This is a genomic window from Corynebacterium sp. HMSC034B08, assembly GCF_001835805.1.
GTDB classification, from domain to species: Bacteria; Actinomycetota; Actinomycetes; order Mycobacteriales; family Mycobacteriaceae; genus Corynebacterium; species Corynebacterium coyleae.
On the sequence record NZ_KV825958.1, the window covers coordinates 66,160 to 80,250 of the forward strand.

13 protein-coding genes and 1 tRNA gene are annotated in these 14,091 nt (G+C 59.9%); 9 read left to right on the top strand and 5 right to left on the bottom strand.

Translation table 11 applies throughout. The annotated features are described in order from the left end of the window. Positions 1–190: 190 nt before the first annotated feature. Complete coding sequence (gene glxR / locus HMPREF2656_RS05530; RefSeq protein ID WP_070421549.1) at positions 191–874, top strand: CRP-like cAMP-activated global transcriptional regulator GlxR; 684 nt, start codon at positions 191–193, stop codon at positions 872–874. Positions 875–904: 30 nt separating this feature from the next. On the opposite strand, the gene HMPREF2656_RS05535 is transcribed toward glxR, so the two are convergent. The 4 genes from HMPREF2656_RS05535 to HMPREF2656_RS05545 are packed head-to-tail and all read right to left on the bottom strand — an operon-like array spanning position 905 to position 2,747. Then, entirely contained in the window at positions 905–1,714 is an 810-nt protein-coding gene (locus tag HMPREF2656_RS05535; protein ID WP_070421550.1) for an MBL fold metallo-hydrolase, read from the bottom strand. Positions 1,715–1,755: 41 nt separating this feature from the next. Next, complete coding sequence (locus HMPREF2656_RS05540; RefSeq protein ID WP_070483019.1) at positions 1,756–2,217, bottom strand: RidA family protein; 462 nt, start codon at positions 2,215–2,217, stop codon at positions 1,756–1,758. After that, positions 2,218–2,373, bottom strand: coding sequence for a Sp36 family protein (locus HMPREF2656_RS12815; protein ID WP_092101229.1), 156 nt, complete (start codon positions 2,371–2,373; stop codon positions 2,218–2,220). Positions 2,374–2,387: 14 nt separating this feature from the next. Further along, positions 2,388–2,747, bottom strand: a complete 360-nt coding sequence (locus HMPREF2656_RS05545; RefSeq protein WP_070453009.1) for a WhiB family transcriptional regulator — start codon at positions 2,745–2,747, stop codon at positions 2,388–2,390. A 182-nt stretch (positions 2,748–2,929) separates the two neighbouring features. Between HMPREF2656_RS05545 and HMPREF2656_RS05550 the strand changes: the two genes are divergently transcribed. Continuing rightward, complete coding sequence (locus tag HMPREF2656_RS05550; protein WP_070421553.1) at positions 2,930–5,332, top strand: transglycosylase domain-containing protein; 2,403 nt, start codon at positions 2,930–2,932, stop codon at positions 5,330–5,332. A gap of 9 nt (positions 5,333–5,341) precedes the next feature. Here HMPREF2656_RS05550 and HMPREF2656_RS05555 read toward each other — a convergent pair whose 3' ends face one another. Then, positions 5,342–5,791: a GatB/YqeY domain-containing protein gene (locus tag HMPREF2656_RS05555; RefSeq protein ID WP_070614334.1), complete on the bottom strand. Its 450-nt coding sequence runs from the start codon at positions 5,789–5,791 to the stop codon at positions 5,342–5,344. A 33-nt stretch (positions 5,792–5,824) separates the two neighbouring features. Here HMPREF2656_RS05555 and HMPREF2656_RS05560 point away from each other — a divergent pair, with 33 nt between their 5' ends. From HMPREF2656_RS05560 to HMPREF2656_RS05590, 7 genes are all read left to right on the top strand, one after another. Continuing rightward, positions 5,825–6,709, top strand: coding sequence for a metallophosphoesterase (locus tag HMPREF2656_RS05560; RefSeq protein ID WP_371440649.1), 885 nt, complete (start codon positions 5,825–5,827; stop codon positions 6,707–6,709). Positions 6,710–7,130: 421 nt separating this feature from the next. Beyond that, positions 7,131–7,207 (top strand) — tRNA-Pro (locus HMPREF2656_RS05565). An 820-nt stretch (positions 7,208–8,027) separates the two neighbouring features. After that, entirely contained in the window at positions 8,028–8,756 is a 729-nt protein-coding gene (locus tag HMPREF2656_RS05570) for a hypothetical protein (RefSeq protein WP_070816062.1), read from the top strand. Positions 8,757–8,916: 160 nt separating this feature from the next. Beyond that, positions 8,917–10,350 carry an APC family permease gene (locus tag HMPREF2656_RS05575; RefSeq protein ID WP_083319453.1) on the top strand — a complete coding sequence of 478 codons (1,434 nt, stop codon included), beginning with the start codon at positions 8,917–8,919 and terminating at the stop codon, positions 10,348–10,350. Continuing rightward, positions 10,347–11,651, top strand: coding sequence for a type I glutamate--ammonia ligase (locus HMPREF2656_RS05580; protein WP_070570775.1), 1,305 nt, complete (start codon positions 10,347–10,349; stop codon positions 11,649–11,651). Before HMPREF2656_RS05575 ends, HMPREF2656_RS05580 begins: the two co-directional genes overlap by 4 nt. Continuing rightward, a complete protein-coding gene (locus HMPREF2656_RS05585; RefSeq protein WP_070421559.1) occupies positions 11,641–12,825 on the top strand; it encodes an amidohydrolase family protein in 1,185 nt (394 codons plus the stop codon). Before HMPREF2656_RS05580 ends, HMPREF2656_RS05585 begins: the two co-directional genes overlap by 11 nt. 2 nt (positions 12,826–12,827) lie before the next feature. Next, complete coding sequence (locus tag HMPREF2656_RS05590; protein WP_070816064.1) at positions 12,828–14,018, top strand: M20 metallopeptidase family protein; 1,191 nt, start codon at positions 12,828–12,830, stop codon at positions 14,016–14,018. Positions 14,019–14,091 lie beyond the last annotated feature (73 nt).

Sequence of the window (14,091 nt, forward strand, 5' to 3'; positions counted from 1 at the left end):
GGGTGTTTCCGCTTTGCATGGAGCGTGTGGAAGCAGCGGTCATCGGCTAGCACAGTTCCCAGTCGCGGAAAGACTATCCCACTGATTAGTTGAGCTGGTAGAGTTCCAGTTTGTGTGACGGTCACCGCTAATGGCACCGTTCGTGACCAATCCCACGCAGAATGCGTGAGCGACAGTCTGAGGAGGACTCATGGAAGGCGTTCAAGACACTCTTGCCCGCGCCGGCATCTTTCAGGGCGTCGACCCTGACGCGGTCGCCGCGCTGATCAACGATATGGACACCGTGGATTTCCCGAAGGGCACCACGATTTTCGACGAAGGCGAGCCCGGCGATCGCCTCTACATCATCGTCGAAGGCAAAATTAAACTTGCCCGCCATGCGCCGGACGGTCGCGAAAACTTGCTGTCCGTGATGGGCCCGTCCGACATGTTCGGCGAGCTCTCCATCTTCGACCCCGGCCCGCGTACCTCCTCCGCAGTCTGCGTCACGGACGTCACCTGCGCCACCATGGACTCCACCATGCTGCGCGAGTGGATCGACAACCACCCGGAGATCTCCCAGCAGCTGCTGCGCGTGCTGGCCCGCCGCCTACGCCGCACGAACGCGTCGCTGGCAGACCTGATCTTCACCGACGTGCCTGGCCGCGTAGCCAAGACCTTGCTGCAGCTGGCAAACCGCTTCGGTGTACATGAGGGTGGCGCGCTCCGCGTCAACCATGATCTGACCCAGGAAGAGATCGCCCAGCTTGTGGGCGCGTCGCGTGAGACGGTGAACAAGGCATTGGCCACGTTCGCTCACCGCGGCTGGATCCGCCTGGAGGGTAAAAGCGTGCTCATTGTTAACACTGAGCACCTCGCTCGCCGCGCGCGCTAACGGAGGCGCCCGCGGCGGGTCGAGAATCCGCTACTTGGCGTTGAGGTAACGCAGCGCCACACGAGTCGACTGCTCTGCGGCACCGCGCAGGACCGGGTCGACATCGTCGTAAATCGCATCGACCAGCGTATTGATGTCCGCGTTATCGCCATGCTCCTTCAGTGCCTGACGGATTTGATCCAGGCGCTGGTTACGGCGATCGATGTACTTGCGGGCGTACGCAGACAGGTCCTCACCTTCCGGGCCGTGGCCTGGAAGCAGCATGACACCCTTGCCCTTTTCCTCGAGCATTTCCAGGGTGTCCAGGTACGCACCCAGATCACCGTCGGTCTCAGAGATCATGGTGGTGTGGCGACCCGCAATGGTGTCGCCGGTGATGATGCCTTCCGGCTTACCGTCGGTGTCTTCGCCCGGGTAGACGAAGAAGCACACAGAGTCACTGGTGTGGCCCGGCGTAGCGACGACCTTCACGCGCGGGGTAACCCCCTCAACGGAGATCACTTCGCCGTCGGTGAGCGGCTCAGCGCCGGAGGTATGGGACGGATCAAGGGCGCGGACCGGTGCGCCAGTGAGCTGGCGGAACCGTTCCGCGCCGTCTGCGTGATCGTGGTGACGGTGAGTCAACAGAATCAAGGCGACCTTGTCGGCCTTTGCCTGCAGCACGTTGAGGTGGCCCTCATCGGCCGGGCCCGGGTCGACGACGATGCTCGCCTCGTCGCCCTCACCTCGGATCACCCAAGAGTTCGTGCCCTCGAGCGCCGCGTAGCTGGGGTTCGGCACCAGGACCACCGCGGCGTTGGGGGTCACAGGGCGCAGCTGGCTGTATGCGGGATGTTTCATGGCTCCCACCCTACCCCGTCACGGCTGCGCCGATGGGCAAACTAGCCTTCGAGCTCCACGACAATCTCAACCTCAACCGGGGTGTCCATCGGAAGGACAGCAACACCGACTGCGGAACGTGCGTGTGCACCGGCTTCGCCGAAGATCTCCTGCACCAGTTCGGATGCACCGTTGATCACGGCGGGCTGCCCCGTGAATGCCGGATCGGAGGCCACGAAGCCCACGATCTTGACCACGCGGGCGACGTTGTCGATGCCCACGTGTGCGTCCACTGCAGCCAGCGCGTTCAGCGCAGCCTGGCGGGCGTAGCCGTATGCATCCTCCTGGGATACCTCGGCGCCAACCTTGCCGGTGGCCGGCAGCTTGCCGTCCACGAACGGCAGCTGGCCGGACGTCCACACCTGGTTGCCGGTGCGCGTTGCTGGGACGTATGCGGCCACGGGTGCGGCCACGGTCGGAAGTTCAATGCCCAGTTCTTTCAGGCGCTCAGACCACTGTGCCATTTACTCAACCTCTCGTTTCATGTAGGCGACAACATTGTCCGGGTTCGGACCCGGGGTGACTGCGACGAGTTCCCAGCCGTCCTCACCCCAAGAATCCAGAATCTGCTTGGTGGCGTGCGACAACAGCGGAACGGTTGCGTATTCCCATTTCTTCATGGGATTCACCCTACCTAGAGGCCAATAATTTCGCCGCCGCTGGACAGGTGGGTTGCCCAGTCCTTCACGTGCGGGTTCTTACGCAGTACTGCGCGGCGCTGACGCTCGGTCAGGCCTCCCCATACGCCGAATTCCACCCTGTTATCCAGTGCGTCTGCGCGGCACTCAGTCATCACCGGGCAGGCGCGGCAGATGGCTGCTGCCTTGCGCTGCTCGGCACCGCGGACGAAGAGTGCGTCCGGGTCGCCGCCGCGGCACTGGGCCTGGGTGACCCACTCGCCACGGTCGAAGACCAGTGTTCCCGTGGAGTCGCACTTCTTGGAGGTGGTCGGTCGCAGGTTGGTTGCCGGTGCCTTTTTCAAACTCGTGGTCATCGTGCGTCTCCTTAGACGTCCTATCCCTATCCGGAAGCGGAGCGGACTCCTTTTATACAATCGACCGCATATTAGCGATCCCATGTAAATGGAATCACACAGGAAATTCCATGTCGAATGCATCACATTTTTGGGGGGAGCATGGTATTCCCCCACGCCACAGATTGAATTAAGGTGTTGGCGTGTCTGCCCTGAAAAGCTTAGGAAACCTGCTGGTCGCCGTCGTCGCATCAGCGCTCGTCATGGCGTTATGCCTGGCGCCGATCGCAGGTCTTGGGGGTGCCGCAATTGCGCGTACCGACGAGACCATGCAGTCCAACCTCTCCGACCTCACCCACGGCGACGTGCCGGGCGTGACCACGATTACGGACGTCAACGGCAAACCCATGGCGTGGATCTTCAAACAGCGCCGCTACGAGGTACCCAGCGAGCAGATCTCGCAGTACGCCAAGGACGCGCTGGTTTCTACGGAGGACCGCCGCTTCTACGTCCACGAGGGCGTGGATATGCAGGGCTTTGCCCGCGCGCTGGTGACCAACGTGCTGGCCGGCGGTGTGGAGCAGGGCGCGTCCACCGTGAACCAGCAGTATGTGAAGAACTACCTGTGGCTCATCGATGCTGAGAACGAAGAAGAAGCGCTCGCCGCCACCGAGCAGTCCATCCCCCGCAAACTGCGCGAAATGCGCATGGCATCCGATCTAGACAAGACGCTGGAGAAGGACGAGATCCTTACCCGGTATCTGAACCTGGTGTCGTTTGGTCAGCACTCCTTTGGCATCGAGGCCGCCGCCCGGACCTACTTTGACACCAGCGCCGCCAAGCTCAACCCGGCACAGGCTGCGATGCTGGTGGGTCTGCTGCAGTCGGTGGAGGCGCTGAACCCGTATACGAACCCGGAAGGGGCGGTGCGTCGTCGCAACGTAGTGCTCAACAACATGGCCGCTCAGGGCTACATCGAGCAGTCCGAGGCCGACCGCTGGGCGGGCGCACCGTTAGGCATTCTGGACAAGCCGAAGACACTGCCGGAAGGCTGCATCACCGCTGGCGACAACGGCTTCATGTGCGATTACGCCCTGCGCTACCTGGCGGAAAAGGGCCTGGACCTGGACACCATCAAAAACGGGTCGTACACCATCAAGACCACGTTGGACCCGAACATCCAGCAGGTCGCGCTTAACGCGGTGCGCAACAACGTCAGCCCGCACACCGCAGGCGTGGCGCAGGTGTTGGACATTGTGGAGCCCGGCGCGGACTCGCGCAACATCAAGGCGATGGTGTCTTCCCGCTTCTATGGCCTGGACCTGGACCAAAGCCAGACGATCCTGCCGCAGCCTGTGTCGCTGGTGGGCAACGGTGCAGGCTCCGTATTCAAGATCTTCACCGCGGCCGCCGCGCTTGAGCAGGGCTACGGGCTGAACTCCATGCTGAACACACCGGCGCGTTCCGTGGTGTACGGCATGGGCGCAGGCGGCGCCGCGAACTGTCCGCCGGGTGCATATTGTGTAGAAAATGCCGGCGTCTATGCACCGAAGATGAGCTTGCAGGACGCGCTTGCACAATCGCCGAACACCACGTTCATTGAGCTGATTCAGACCGTCGGTGTTGCCCCGGTCGTGGATCTGGCGGTTCGCTTGGGCCTGCGCTCCTACAAGGACGACAACTCGTTTGGGGACGGCCGCTCCATCGCCCAGGCCGCCAAGGAAGAAAACATGGGCTCGTTCACCCTCGGCCCCTTGGCCGTCAACGCGCTGGAACTGTCCAACGTGGGCGCCACCTTGGCCTCCAACGGGCGCTGGTGTGAGCCGAACCCGATCGCGAGCGTGACCGATAAGAACGGCCGTGAGGTCTTCATCGACCGGCCCGCCTGCGAGCAAGCCATCGACCCGGAGATCGCTGCCGCTTTGGCTGCCGGCATGTCGCACGACATTGTCGACGGCACCGGCGCCGACGCCGCAAAACGCAACCATTGGAGCGCACCCACCGCCGCGAAGACCGGCACGACCGAGTCGCACCAGTCCTCCGCGTTCCTCGGCTTCACGCTGGGCATGTCTGCGGCGCCGTACATCTTCAACGACGGCACCCAAACCACCCCGCTGTGCACCGCCCCGGTCCGCCAGTGCGGCGTGGGCAACCTCTTCGGCGGCAACGAGGCAGCCAACACCTGGTTCCAGGCCGCCGCGGGTGTGCCCGGCGCGGCCTCAGGCCTTCCGGCGGCGAGCGCGAAGTACCAGACCGGTGCGCGCCGCGCGGCCGTGGACTCCGTGGTTGGCCAGTACTCCTCCGCCGCGAAATCCCAGCTGGAGGCCCAGGGTTACAAGGTCGTGTTGAAGACGGTGCCGGGCGGCGGTGCCCCGGCCGGCCAGGTTGTGTCCATCACCCCGGCGGACGAGTCGCTCGCGCGCGGCTCCACCATCACCCTGAATGTCTCGGACGGCTCGGCCCCCTCCAGCACCGCGCCGAGCCCATCCCCGTCCCCGTCTGCTCCCCCGAGCCCCGCTGCCCCACCGGCGCCGGACTTCAGCGGCATCGAGCAATCGCTTAACGACGCCCGCGACGCCATCGCCAACGCCTTCGGCAACAACTAACGCGGCTGGCTAGCTCAGGCGGGCCTTGACAGCCTCGGAGATGCGCTTGCCATCAGCACGGCCGGCGGCCTTGGCGGTGGCGGCCTTCATGACCTGCCCCATCTGCGCCATGGAGGTGGCGCCGGTTTCGGCCACGGTGTCGTCGATAAGCACTGCGAGCTCATCGTCCGTCAACTGCTTTGGCTGGTACGCCTCGAGGATGTTCGCCTCGGCGAGCTCGGTTTCAGCGAGATCGTCGCGGCCGTTGGTCTGGTAGATCTCGGCCGACTCGCGGCGCTTCTTAATCTCACGCGCGATGATCTTCTGAATCTCCTGATCATCGACCTCGTGCTTCGTGCCCTCGGTCTCAGCGGTCTGGATCGCCGCCAGCAACATACGGATCGTGCCGGTGCGCTCCTTCTCCTTCGCCTTCATGGCTTCCTTGAGGTCTGCGCGGATCTGGTCTTTCAATGCACTCATGCCTGCGAGATTACAGTGGTGCGAGTGAAGACGTTGAAGAAAGCCGCCGCAGCCACCCTCGCCGCCGGAGCCTCCGCACTCGCCTGGGGGTTCACCGAACGCAACAACTTCCAACTGCGCGAATACACCCTGCCGCTGCTGGAGCCAGGCGTGTTGCGCGAGCGTAACGAGTTCCGCATCCTCCACGTATCCGACCTCCACATGATCCCCGGACAGAAGGAGAAGGTGGAGTTCGTCTCCGGGCTGGATGCGCTCGACCCGGACCTGGTGATCAACACCGGCGACAACCTGTCGGACCTTGGTGGCGTGCCCTGGGTGCTCGACGCCCTCGGCCCGCTGCTCAACCGCCCCGGCGCGTTTGTGTTCGGCACCAACGACTACTGGGCGCCGCGCCCCGTCAACCCCCTGAAGTACCTCACCGGTGCCAAACGCGAGCCCTCGTACGTGGACCTGCCGTGGGAGGGCATGCGCGCGGCGTTCATGGAGCGCGGCTGGCACGACGCCACCCATAACCGCCTGGAGTTCAAAGCCTCCGGCGTGCGCCTTGCTTTGGCGGGTGTCGACGACCCGCACCACGACCTCGACGACTACCCATCCATCGCCGGCTCGCCGAACCCCGACGCCGACCTGGCCATCGGCCTGCTCCACGCCCCCTACCGGCGCGTACTCGACGCCTTCGAAGCCGACGGCTACCAACTCGCCCTGGCCGGCCACACCCACGGCGGCCAGATCTGCCTACCCGGTGGCCGCGCCCTGGTCACCAACGCCGACATCGACCGCGAACGCGCCTCCGGCCTCCACCGCTACGGCCGCATGTGGATGGAGGTATCCAACGGGCTCGGCCAGTCCAAGTACGCGCCCGTACGCCTGTTCTGCCCGCCGTCCGCGTCGCTGATCCGGGTCGTCGAGCGCGGGTAGACCGGCTGCGGGGTGGTCGGTTGCGGGGTGGTCGGTTGCGGGCTGGTCGGCCCGTCCGTTCGTCTGCCGCTCCGCTGCTTTGCCTGCTCCGTCTGCTCCGTCTGCTCCGTCTGCTCTGCCTGCTCCGCCGCAGGTCGCGCGAACTGCCTAAAAGACGATATCGGGATTTGGCGATTTTCCCGGAACGCGACCTGGGCTTTTGCAAAAACGAGGACGCAAATCCCGATATCGTCTTTTGTGGCGCTGGATCCAAGCCGCACCGCGCCGCACCGCGCCACCGCCACGCCGCCGCCACACCGCCACCGCGCCACCGCCACGCCCCCACACCGGCAACAAAACGCACACAACCTGCCGTTTTGGCCAAACCGAACCCCAGGGGTATTGTGTTTCGAGTACCGCGGACAACAGTCCGAGATACCACCGGGATATGGCGCAGCTTGGTAGCGCGCTTCGTTCGGGACGAAGAGGTCGCAGGTTCAAATCCTGTTATCCCGACCAACACAACCCGCCTTCCGAGGCGGGTTTTCGCATTCGATAGTCCGTGTCGGCAGCGCCACGAAGATTTTTTCGCTCCCTGATCGAGTGCCCGTATCCTCCATCTTCGCCAGTCTCACGGTTTCTATATTGTGACGATTGGGTCAGAAAATGCTTGATTTAACTGATGCCAGTTCTATACTGGGGTTCTCGAGGGATTTGGGCTAAAACCCACCACCTCTCGAGCCGGCTGGGATTAAGTTCGCAGTCCCGGAAAGCGCAAGTGGTTGCGCGCTTCAAACTTGAGTGGCCTTTCATCCCTTCAGTGGGATGCGGGGGCCACTCTTTATTTTGCCCAGGCCACGCCCCCACGCTTAACCCAAAACTAGGCCTTGCCTCACACATCTACGATTTTTTGTCGCTCTTTTTGCTGGACCGCACATGCCGCAGATACACCAACGGCCCTACCACGGGTATGAACACCAGAAAGAGCACGATCCAGACATCCGACCATCGTCTGTTAGGTCGTCTGTTAGGTTGCCTGAAAAATACAACCAAGCTGGTAACTAGTAGCACCACAGCCACCAACGTGAGCAACATAAAAATGTAATCGACCGGTGATGGTTCCAATGGAGAAACTCCATTGCCTAGCAAAGCGGCTAACTGCATTTGTGAAATTTCCATTCACCCCTGGTTCATCACATTGCTTCTGACACGGTGTTTTCGCCCAGGATCCTACCCGGCAACGCCCCCACCATCGCGCGTTAACGCTGTCGCAACACGTCTTCCTGGACACTGAGGTTGTACAGCCCGTACACACACTCACACTCCGAGGAGGAAAACCATGACCAGCACCACCACCCGTATCGCCGCGTACGCGACTGCAGCAACGCTCGCACTTGGCGCTGTCGCCGCGACCGGCGCAGCCACCCCGGCGAACGCCGCCACCGTCGCCGCAAAGGACAAGGACGGCGTGTGCACCGTGAAGCTTGCGCCGGCCGAGAAGCGTTTCATCGAGTCGTGGTTCGACGAGTCCAAGGCGATCGGTGACTACGAGCAGGCCCGTGACCTCATCGCTGCGGTCGAGCAGGTCTACCCGGGCGTTGTCGCGGAGAACGAGAAGGCGCTCAAGGGTGAGAAGGCGGAGTTTGGCAAGTTGTTGCCGGAGGGGCTCGTCGCAAAGTATGCGGATGCGCAGAAGACGATGAAGGAGTCGGAGCCGACTGTGAATCGCACGCTGGAGGCGATTGATACGAATTCGTGGCGCGTTGGCCCGGACACGAAGCACATGGAGACGCCGCTGACCGCGAAGGATGGCGACGTGTACAAGGCGTGGGCGGAAACGCCGTCCGGCAAGGTCGCTGCGAAGCGCATGCTTATCGACGACGCCAACGCCACCGCCGCCGAAACCTGCGCCAAGGGCATGCAGGCGGATGTGAAATACCCCACCGCCAAGGCGGACGTGAACGTGCCGGCCATTGTCGGTGGGGTGATTGCGGCACTGCTGGTGATGGCAGGCCTCGTCTTCGCGCTGCCCCACTTCGGCATCACATTGCCGATGCTGGGCATGTAGTTCTCCCCCCAAACCGACCCTGTCTCCTTATCCACGTTGGAGGCAGGGCCTTTTACTATCTCGCATCTGGTGTGCTTTGAATCATATTCAATGATTTACTGCGACCTAAGTCATAGTTTTTGTAGCATTCGTTCATCCCGCTTTTTGGAAGGAATGATCGATGACGACAACTGCAGATATTTCTCCTCCTCTTGAGCGGAAAATGCTCTCTACATGGGAGGTGACTGCCATCTCGGTGGGGTTCATGGCCCCGGTGATGGCAATGTCACTGAACGGCATCGGTGTGGCGGGGCTTGTCGGCGAAGCCGTTCCGTTCGCATTCGCAGTGGCATTCGCTGGCGCAGTGTTCGTTGCTTACGCTTTTGTACGGCTATTGCAACGAGTTACGCACGCTGGCTCGGTGTACGCCCTCGCTGGCGTGACAGTCGGACCAAAAGCCGGGTTCTTTAGTGGTTTCGCGTTGCTCGGCACATACATTTTCATGACTACATGCATCCTCGGCGCATGCTCGGTGTTTTTCGAAGCGATGCTGACGGAGCTCTCCTCCGGATCTTCACAGTTCGTCGGCATTTTGGTTCCGTTGTTCATCGGAGCGCTAGGACTGTACCTCAACCTGCGAAACTCCACTTCGGCCGCGAGAGTCACACTGGTAATCGGCCTGATCGGCATCATCGCCATGTTGATTCTCTCCGTCGTGATCCTGTCAAAGGTAAGTGCCGGCACAGCGCCGTACGAAACATCGATTGATCTTGGAGCACTCACTCCTGCAGGAAACTCATGGTCCGCGATCATGACCGCATCGGTTTTCGCCTTCTTGTCCTGGGCCGGATTTGAGTCTGGTTCCTCACTCGGGGAGGAAACAACGGAGCCGAAAAAGACGGTCCCTAAGGCTCTCTTGCTCGCGGTGGTTACCGGCGGTGTCATTTATGTATTCGTCATGTTTGCTCAGACAATCGGTTTCGGCACTGACGAAGCCGGCGTTGAACGCTTCGCAGGTGCATCGTCGACACTGACCGAGCTCGGCTCCGCGTACATCGGCCAATGGTTCGCGGTGCTGATCTCTGTCATTGCGTTCTCGGTGGCATTTGGCGCGTTCCTCAGCTCGAGTACTGCGACGTCACGCCTCATTTACACTCTCGCCCGCGATGGTTTCGGCCCGACCGTTTTTGCAAACCGCGATCCGCACACTCGTGTTCCGAAACAAGCAGTATGGGCGACCAACATTATCGCGTTGGTGTTTGCGCTTGGAATGGCATTCGCTGGCCGAACCAATGTTGAGGTCTATTACTGGTACGCAACTATTGCGACGCTGTGCATGGTCATCGCCTATGGCATGGCTTCTGTTGGCGCGATCCGGTTCATCCTGAAAAAGGAATCCTCCATTCCCGTCTGGGAAATCGTTTTCCCAATCTTGGCGCTGGGCTACCTCGTTTACGTTTACCTCATCCAAGTCGTGGGACAGGTTGCACCGTACACATATTTCCCCTGGCTCTCTGGCGCGTGGTGCTTGTTGGGCCTCTCAATCATCATCCTCAATCCCAAGCTTGCCCAGAACATTGGGCAGAAACTTACGAAAGAAGACATTGACGCATGAGCATCCACAACAACGGCACGTTCACGTTCCTGGCAACCACAGATATCTCCGCACGCACTAAAGGACGGGCGATAAGCACCAAAGATTTTGAAAAAGGTGCGAGCGTTGGCTGGGTTCCAGCGAATCTAGGCATCGGGCCACTCGGTCACATTGTCGATGGAATTCCCTACGATGCCACTGGTGATATTCGTCTTGTGGCAGATGCTGATGCAACCTATGAAATCGCCGGTATCCCGGAAATCCCAACGTTTTCTTTGAGCTTCGCAAACCTGATCAACACCGATGGCACTCCGTGGGAATCTTGCGCTCGTAACTTCCTCAAGGAAGCGGTCGACGAGCTTCGCGACCGACATGGGTTAGTCATGACCGCAGCGTTTGAGCATGAGTTCACCGAACGCCACGCGAAAGAAGCGACACACCCATTTTCGTTCGCTAGCTTCGTCGACGGAGAGCCAGTGGGGAGTGCACTCTTCAATGTTCTGGAAAACGCAGGTGTAAACCCAGAATGCTGGCTGCCGGAGTATGCGCCGTATCAATACGAGCTGACTGTCAAGCCGACAGACCCTGTTACTGCTGCGGATCGTGCAATTTTGGTTCGCGATATTGTCCGCACTGTTTTTAAGGCCTACGACCGTGAGGTCACTTTCTCCCCTGTTCCGGTTGCCTCCGAGGGCGGTTCTGGAGTTCATGTCCATTACGGGTTGTACGGCACCGACGGCGAAGTTGTCGCATTTGATCCGGACGGACCCGGACGGATGTCGCGCATTGCGAGTCAGTTTAACGCGGGACTGGTTAAGTACGCTGCGCCGATGACCTGCTTATTTGCCCCATTGACAGTTAGCTACGAGCGCCTCAAGCCACACAATTGGTCGGTTGCCCAAGCATTCTGTGGCGAACAGAACCGTGAGGCTTTGGTACGCATTTGTCCGACGAACGAAGCCGACGGACGCACACCGGATAAACAGTTCCACTTCGAATTCCGCGGCGGCGATATCGGCGCTAACCCTTGGATCCTGATGGGCATGATTATCCGAGCGGGGATGGCCGGAATAGAGGAAAACCTCGACCCAGTGCCGGTAGTGACTGGCGACGATTACTCTGAGCTCGAATCGCAGGACAACGAAAACCTACCTGCGAGCCTTAAAGAAGCCCTAGACCGTTTTGAAACAAACGAGGTCGTACGCTCTTGGTTCTCAGATGCCTGGGTAGAAACATTCTTGAAGGTCAAGCGCGACGAGATCCAGCATCTGAAGGACAAGAGCATCGTTGAGCAGTGTGAGGTTTACGCGAATGTCTACTAACAACGAGTTGCAAGATGCTATCGATCGGATCCCCCTCTTTGATCACCATTGCCATGGCGTGGTCACAGACACTCTAACCCGCGAGGAATTCGAGGCGCTCATCTCTGAGTCTTCAAGCGCGGCCACTCCAGGTACGACACGGTTCGACTCGCAGATCGGTTTCCAGGTCCGCAACCTGTGTGCACCGGTTCTGGGACTTGATCCGTTCGCAAGTCCTGACGACTACATCGCCGCCCGTGCTGAACTCGAATCAGAAGAAGTCAACAAACGCTTCATCCGCAGGACCGGTATCGCGGAGTTCGGCGTGGAGACCGGACATGCCGCTGACACGATCACTGACCCGGATGCTTTTCGACGAACATCTGGAGGCACTGTTTACGAGATTGTCCGACTCGAGCGTGTCGCAGAGCAAGTGGCAGAAGCTGTTCGTGATGGTGAAGCCGTTGGTGACAAAGCCACTGAATTCCTCACCCAGCTCGGAGTAACGCTTGACGAGCATCTTGTTACAGCAGCTGGTGTGAAGTCCATCGCTGCATACCGAACTGGTCTCGATTTCGATGCAGATCGCCCCTCTGAACAGGAGGTACTTGCAGCGGCGGAAAGGTTTGTAAGAACCTCCGGGAAGCTTCGACTAGAGGACAGCACTCTCATTCGCCATTTGCTGTGGTTCGCCATCGATCGTGCGCAGGTGATCCAACTCCACATCGGCTACGGTGACGACGATGTGGACTTGCATCGCTGCAATCCGCTACTACTCACGAATCTGTTCCGCGCCTCTCTAGAATCCGGTGCCCGCTTCACCCTGCTGCACTGCTATCCGTTCCATCGAGAGGCGGGCTACCTTGCAGATGTTTTCCCACACGTGTACTTCGATGTTGGACTGGCTATCAACTACACCGGTGCCCGGTCACGCGCAGTAATTGCGGAGTCACTGGAACTGGCACCTTTCGGCAAGATTCTGTTCAGTACAGATGCGTTCGGCCTACCCGAGCTTTATTACATCGGTACTTTGCTGTTCCGTGAAGGACTTTTGTCAGTGCTTGAAGAGTTTCACAAACACAACGGATGGCCAATCGATGAATGCATCCGCGTCGCGCAAATGATCGGATTCGAAAACGCACAGCGCTTGTACGGTGTATCTACAACTAGCAGCAACGAAAAGGAGCCAAGCTAAGGATGCGCGAAAACCTTCAACAGCTGGCGGAACAGTGGGTTTCTGAATTCAACAAGTACCTCAGCGATGTCGTGGAGCTACGGAAACAAATTCACAGTTCTCCCTTCGTGAGTGGCGAAGAACAGCCCACTACTGACTTGATGATCGAAACGATGAGCGTACGACTCGAGCCGGTTGCTCAAACTGGCGCGGTCGGCCGAATCGGGCCGACAGAGGGTGCGTCCATCGGCATCCGAGGAGAGTTAGACGCACTGCCGGTAACAGAGGAGACGGGGGTGGAATGGTCATCAACAAACGATGCGATGCATGCCTGTGGTCACGACGTACACCTTGCAGCCTTGGCCGGTGTGATCAGAGCAGCGAAGAACCTCGATCTGCCATATGGCCTTGTACCAATCCTGCAGCCGCGTGAGGAAACGTACCCATCCGGTGCGCTCGACATCGCAGAGTCCGGAAAACTTCAACAACTCGGCGTCCGCCATGTCATCGGCGCACACGTTCACCCCTCAATTCCCACGGGTGCAGTTGCCGCAGGCTCTGGATTTGTCAATGCTGCTGCTGGCGAGATTGCAATCTCGGTAACCGGTAAGGGAGGTCACGGCGCGTACCCACACAACGGGTGTGACGCTGCTGTTCCCACGGCGCAAATCGCTGTAGGCATCTCGGAGGTTGTACGCAGGATCGCCGACCCAATGTCACCTGCTTTGGTAAGCATCGGCACTATCGCGGTAGGACAGGGTGCAGCGAATGTTTTGCCACGATCGGGACGGATCTTCGCTACTGTCCGCAGCACTACATCTGCGATTAATGAGCACATCGTTGAGGCAATCCGCACGATGGCAACCGGTATCGCAACTGGATATGGTTGCACCGTCAATGTGGAATACAAACCAGGCGAACCAGAGCTCGTAAACGCCGAAGTTTTGTCAGAGAAATTCGATGCCTACGCCGCTTCCCTCGGCATCGCGAATGCAGAGACGATGCGTTCGATGGGCGCCGACGACTTCTCATTTTATGGAGAGATCTGCCCATCCCTTATGTGCTTTGTCGGTGTCGCAGACAGCGACAACGAAACGGCGTCTCTGCACGATCCATCATTTCTCCCGTCCGACGAGGCGCTGTCAAACGTAGGTAAGACAATGATCGCTGGCTACATTGCTGCAGCCGAAGCCATCTCGGAAAGTGAAGGCTAGCCAATCTCCCCACACCGATTGGCAGTTAGCAAATAGCCACCGAGAACACATCTTGTTCTCGGTGGCTATTTTT

What these genes read in the sequence shown, in the direction of transcription:
- HMPREF2656_RS05545 (WP_070453009.1), bottom strand. Translation starts at nt 2,747, where the DNA reads ATGACCACGAGTTTGAAAAAGGCACCGGCAACCAACCTGCGACCGACC.
- HMPREF2656_RS05585 (WP_070421559.1), top strand. Translation starts at nt 11,641, where the DNA reads ATGTCTACTAACAACGAGTTGCAAGATGCTATCGATCGGATCCCCCTC.
- HMPREF2656_RS12815 (WP_092101229.1), bottom strand. Translation starts at nt 2,373, where the DNA reads ATGAAGAAATGGGAATACGCAACCGTTCCGCTGTTGTCGCACGCCACC.
- HMPREF2656_RS05590 (WP_070816064.1), top strand. Translation starts at nt 12,828, where the DNA reads ATGCGCGAAAACCTTCAACAGCTGGCGGAACAGTGGGTTTCTGAATTC.
- glxR (WP_070421549.1), top strand. Translation starts at nt 191, where the DNA reads ATGGAAGGCGTTCAAGACACTCTTGCCCGCGCCGGCATCTTTCAGGGC.
- HMPREF2656_RS05535 (WP_070421550.1), bottom strand. Translation starts at nt 1,714, where the DNA reads ATGAAACATCCCGCATACAGCCAGCTGCGCCCTGTGACCCCCAACGCC.
- HMPREF2656_RS05580 (WP_070570775.1), top strand. Translation starts at nt 10,347, where the DNA reads ATGAGCATCCACAACAACGGCACGTTCACGTTCCTGGCAACCACAGAT.
- HMPREF2656_RS05555 (WP_070614334.1), bottom strand. Translation starts at nt 5,791, where the DNA reads ATGAGTGCATTGAAAGACCAGATCCGCGCAGACCTCAAGGAAGCCATG.
- HMPREF2656_RS05570 (WP_070816062.1), top strand. Translation starts at nt 8,028, where the DNA reads ATGACCAGCACCACCACCCGTATCGCCGCGTACGCGACTGCAGCAACG.
- HMPREF2656_RS05575 (WP_083319453.1), top strand. Translation starts at nt 8,917, where the DNA reads ATGACGACAACTGCAGATATTTCTCCTCCTCTTGAGCGGAAAATGCTC.
- HMPREF2656_RS05540 (WP_070483019.1), bottom strand. Translation starts at nt 2,217, where the DNA reads ATGGCACAGTGGTCTGAGCGCCTGAAAGAACTGGGCATTGAACTTCCG.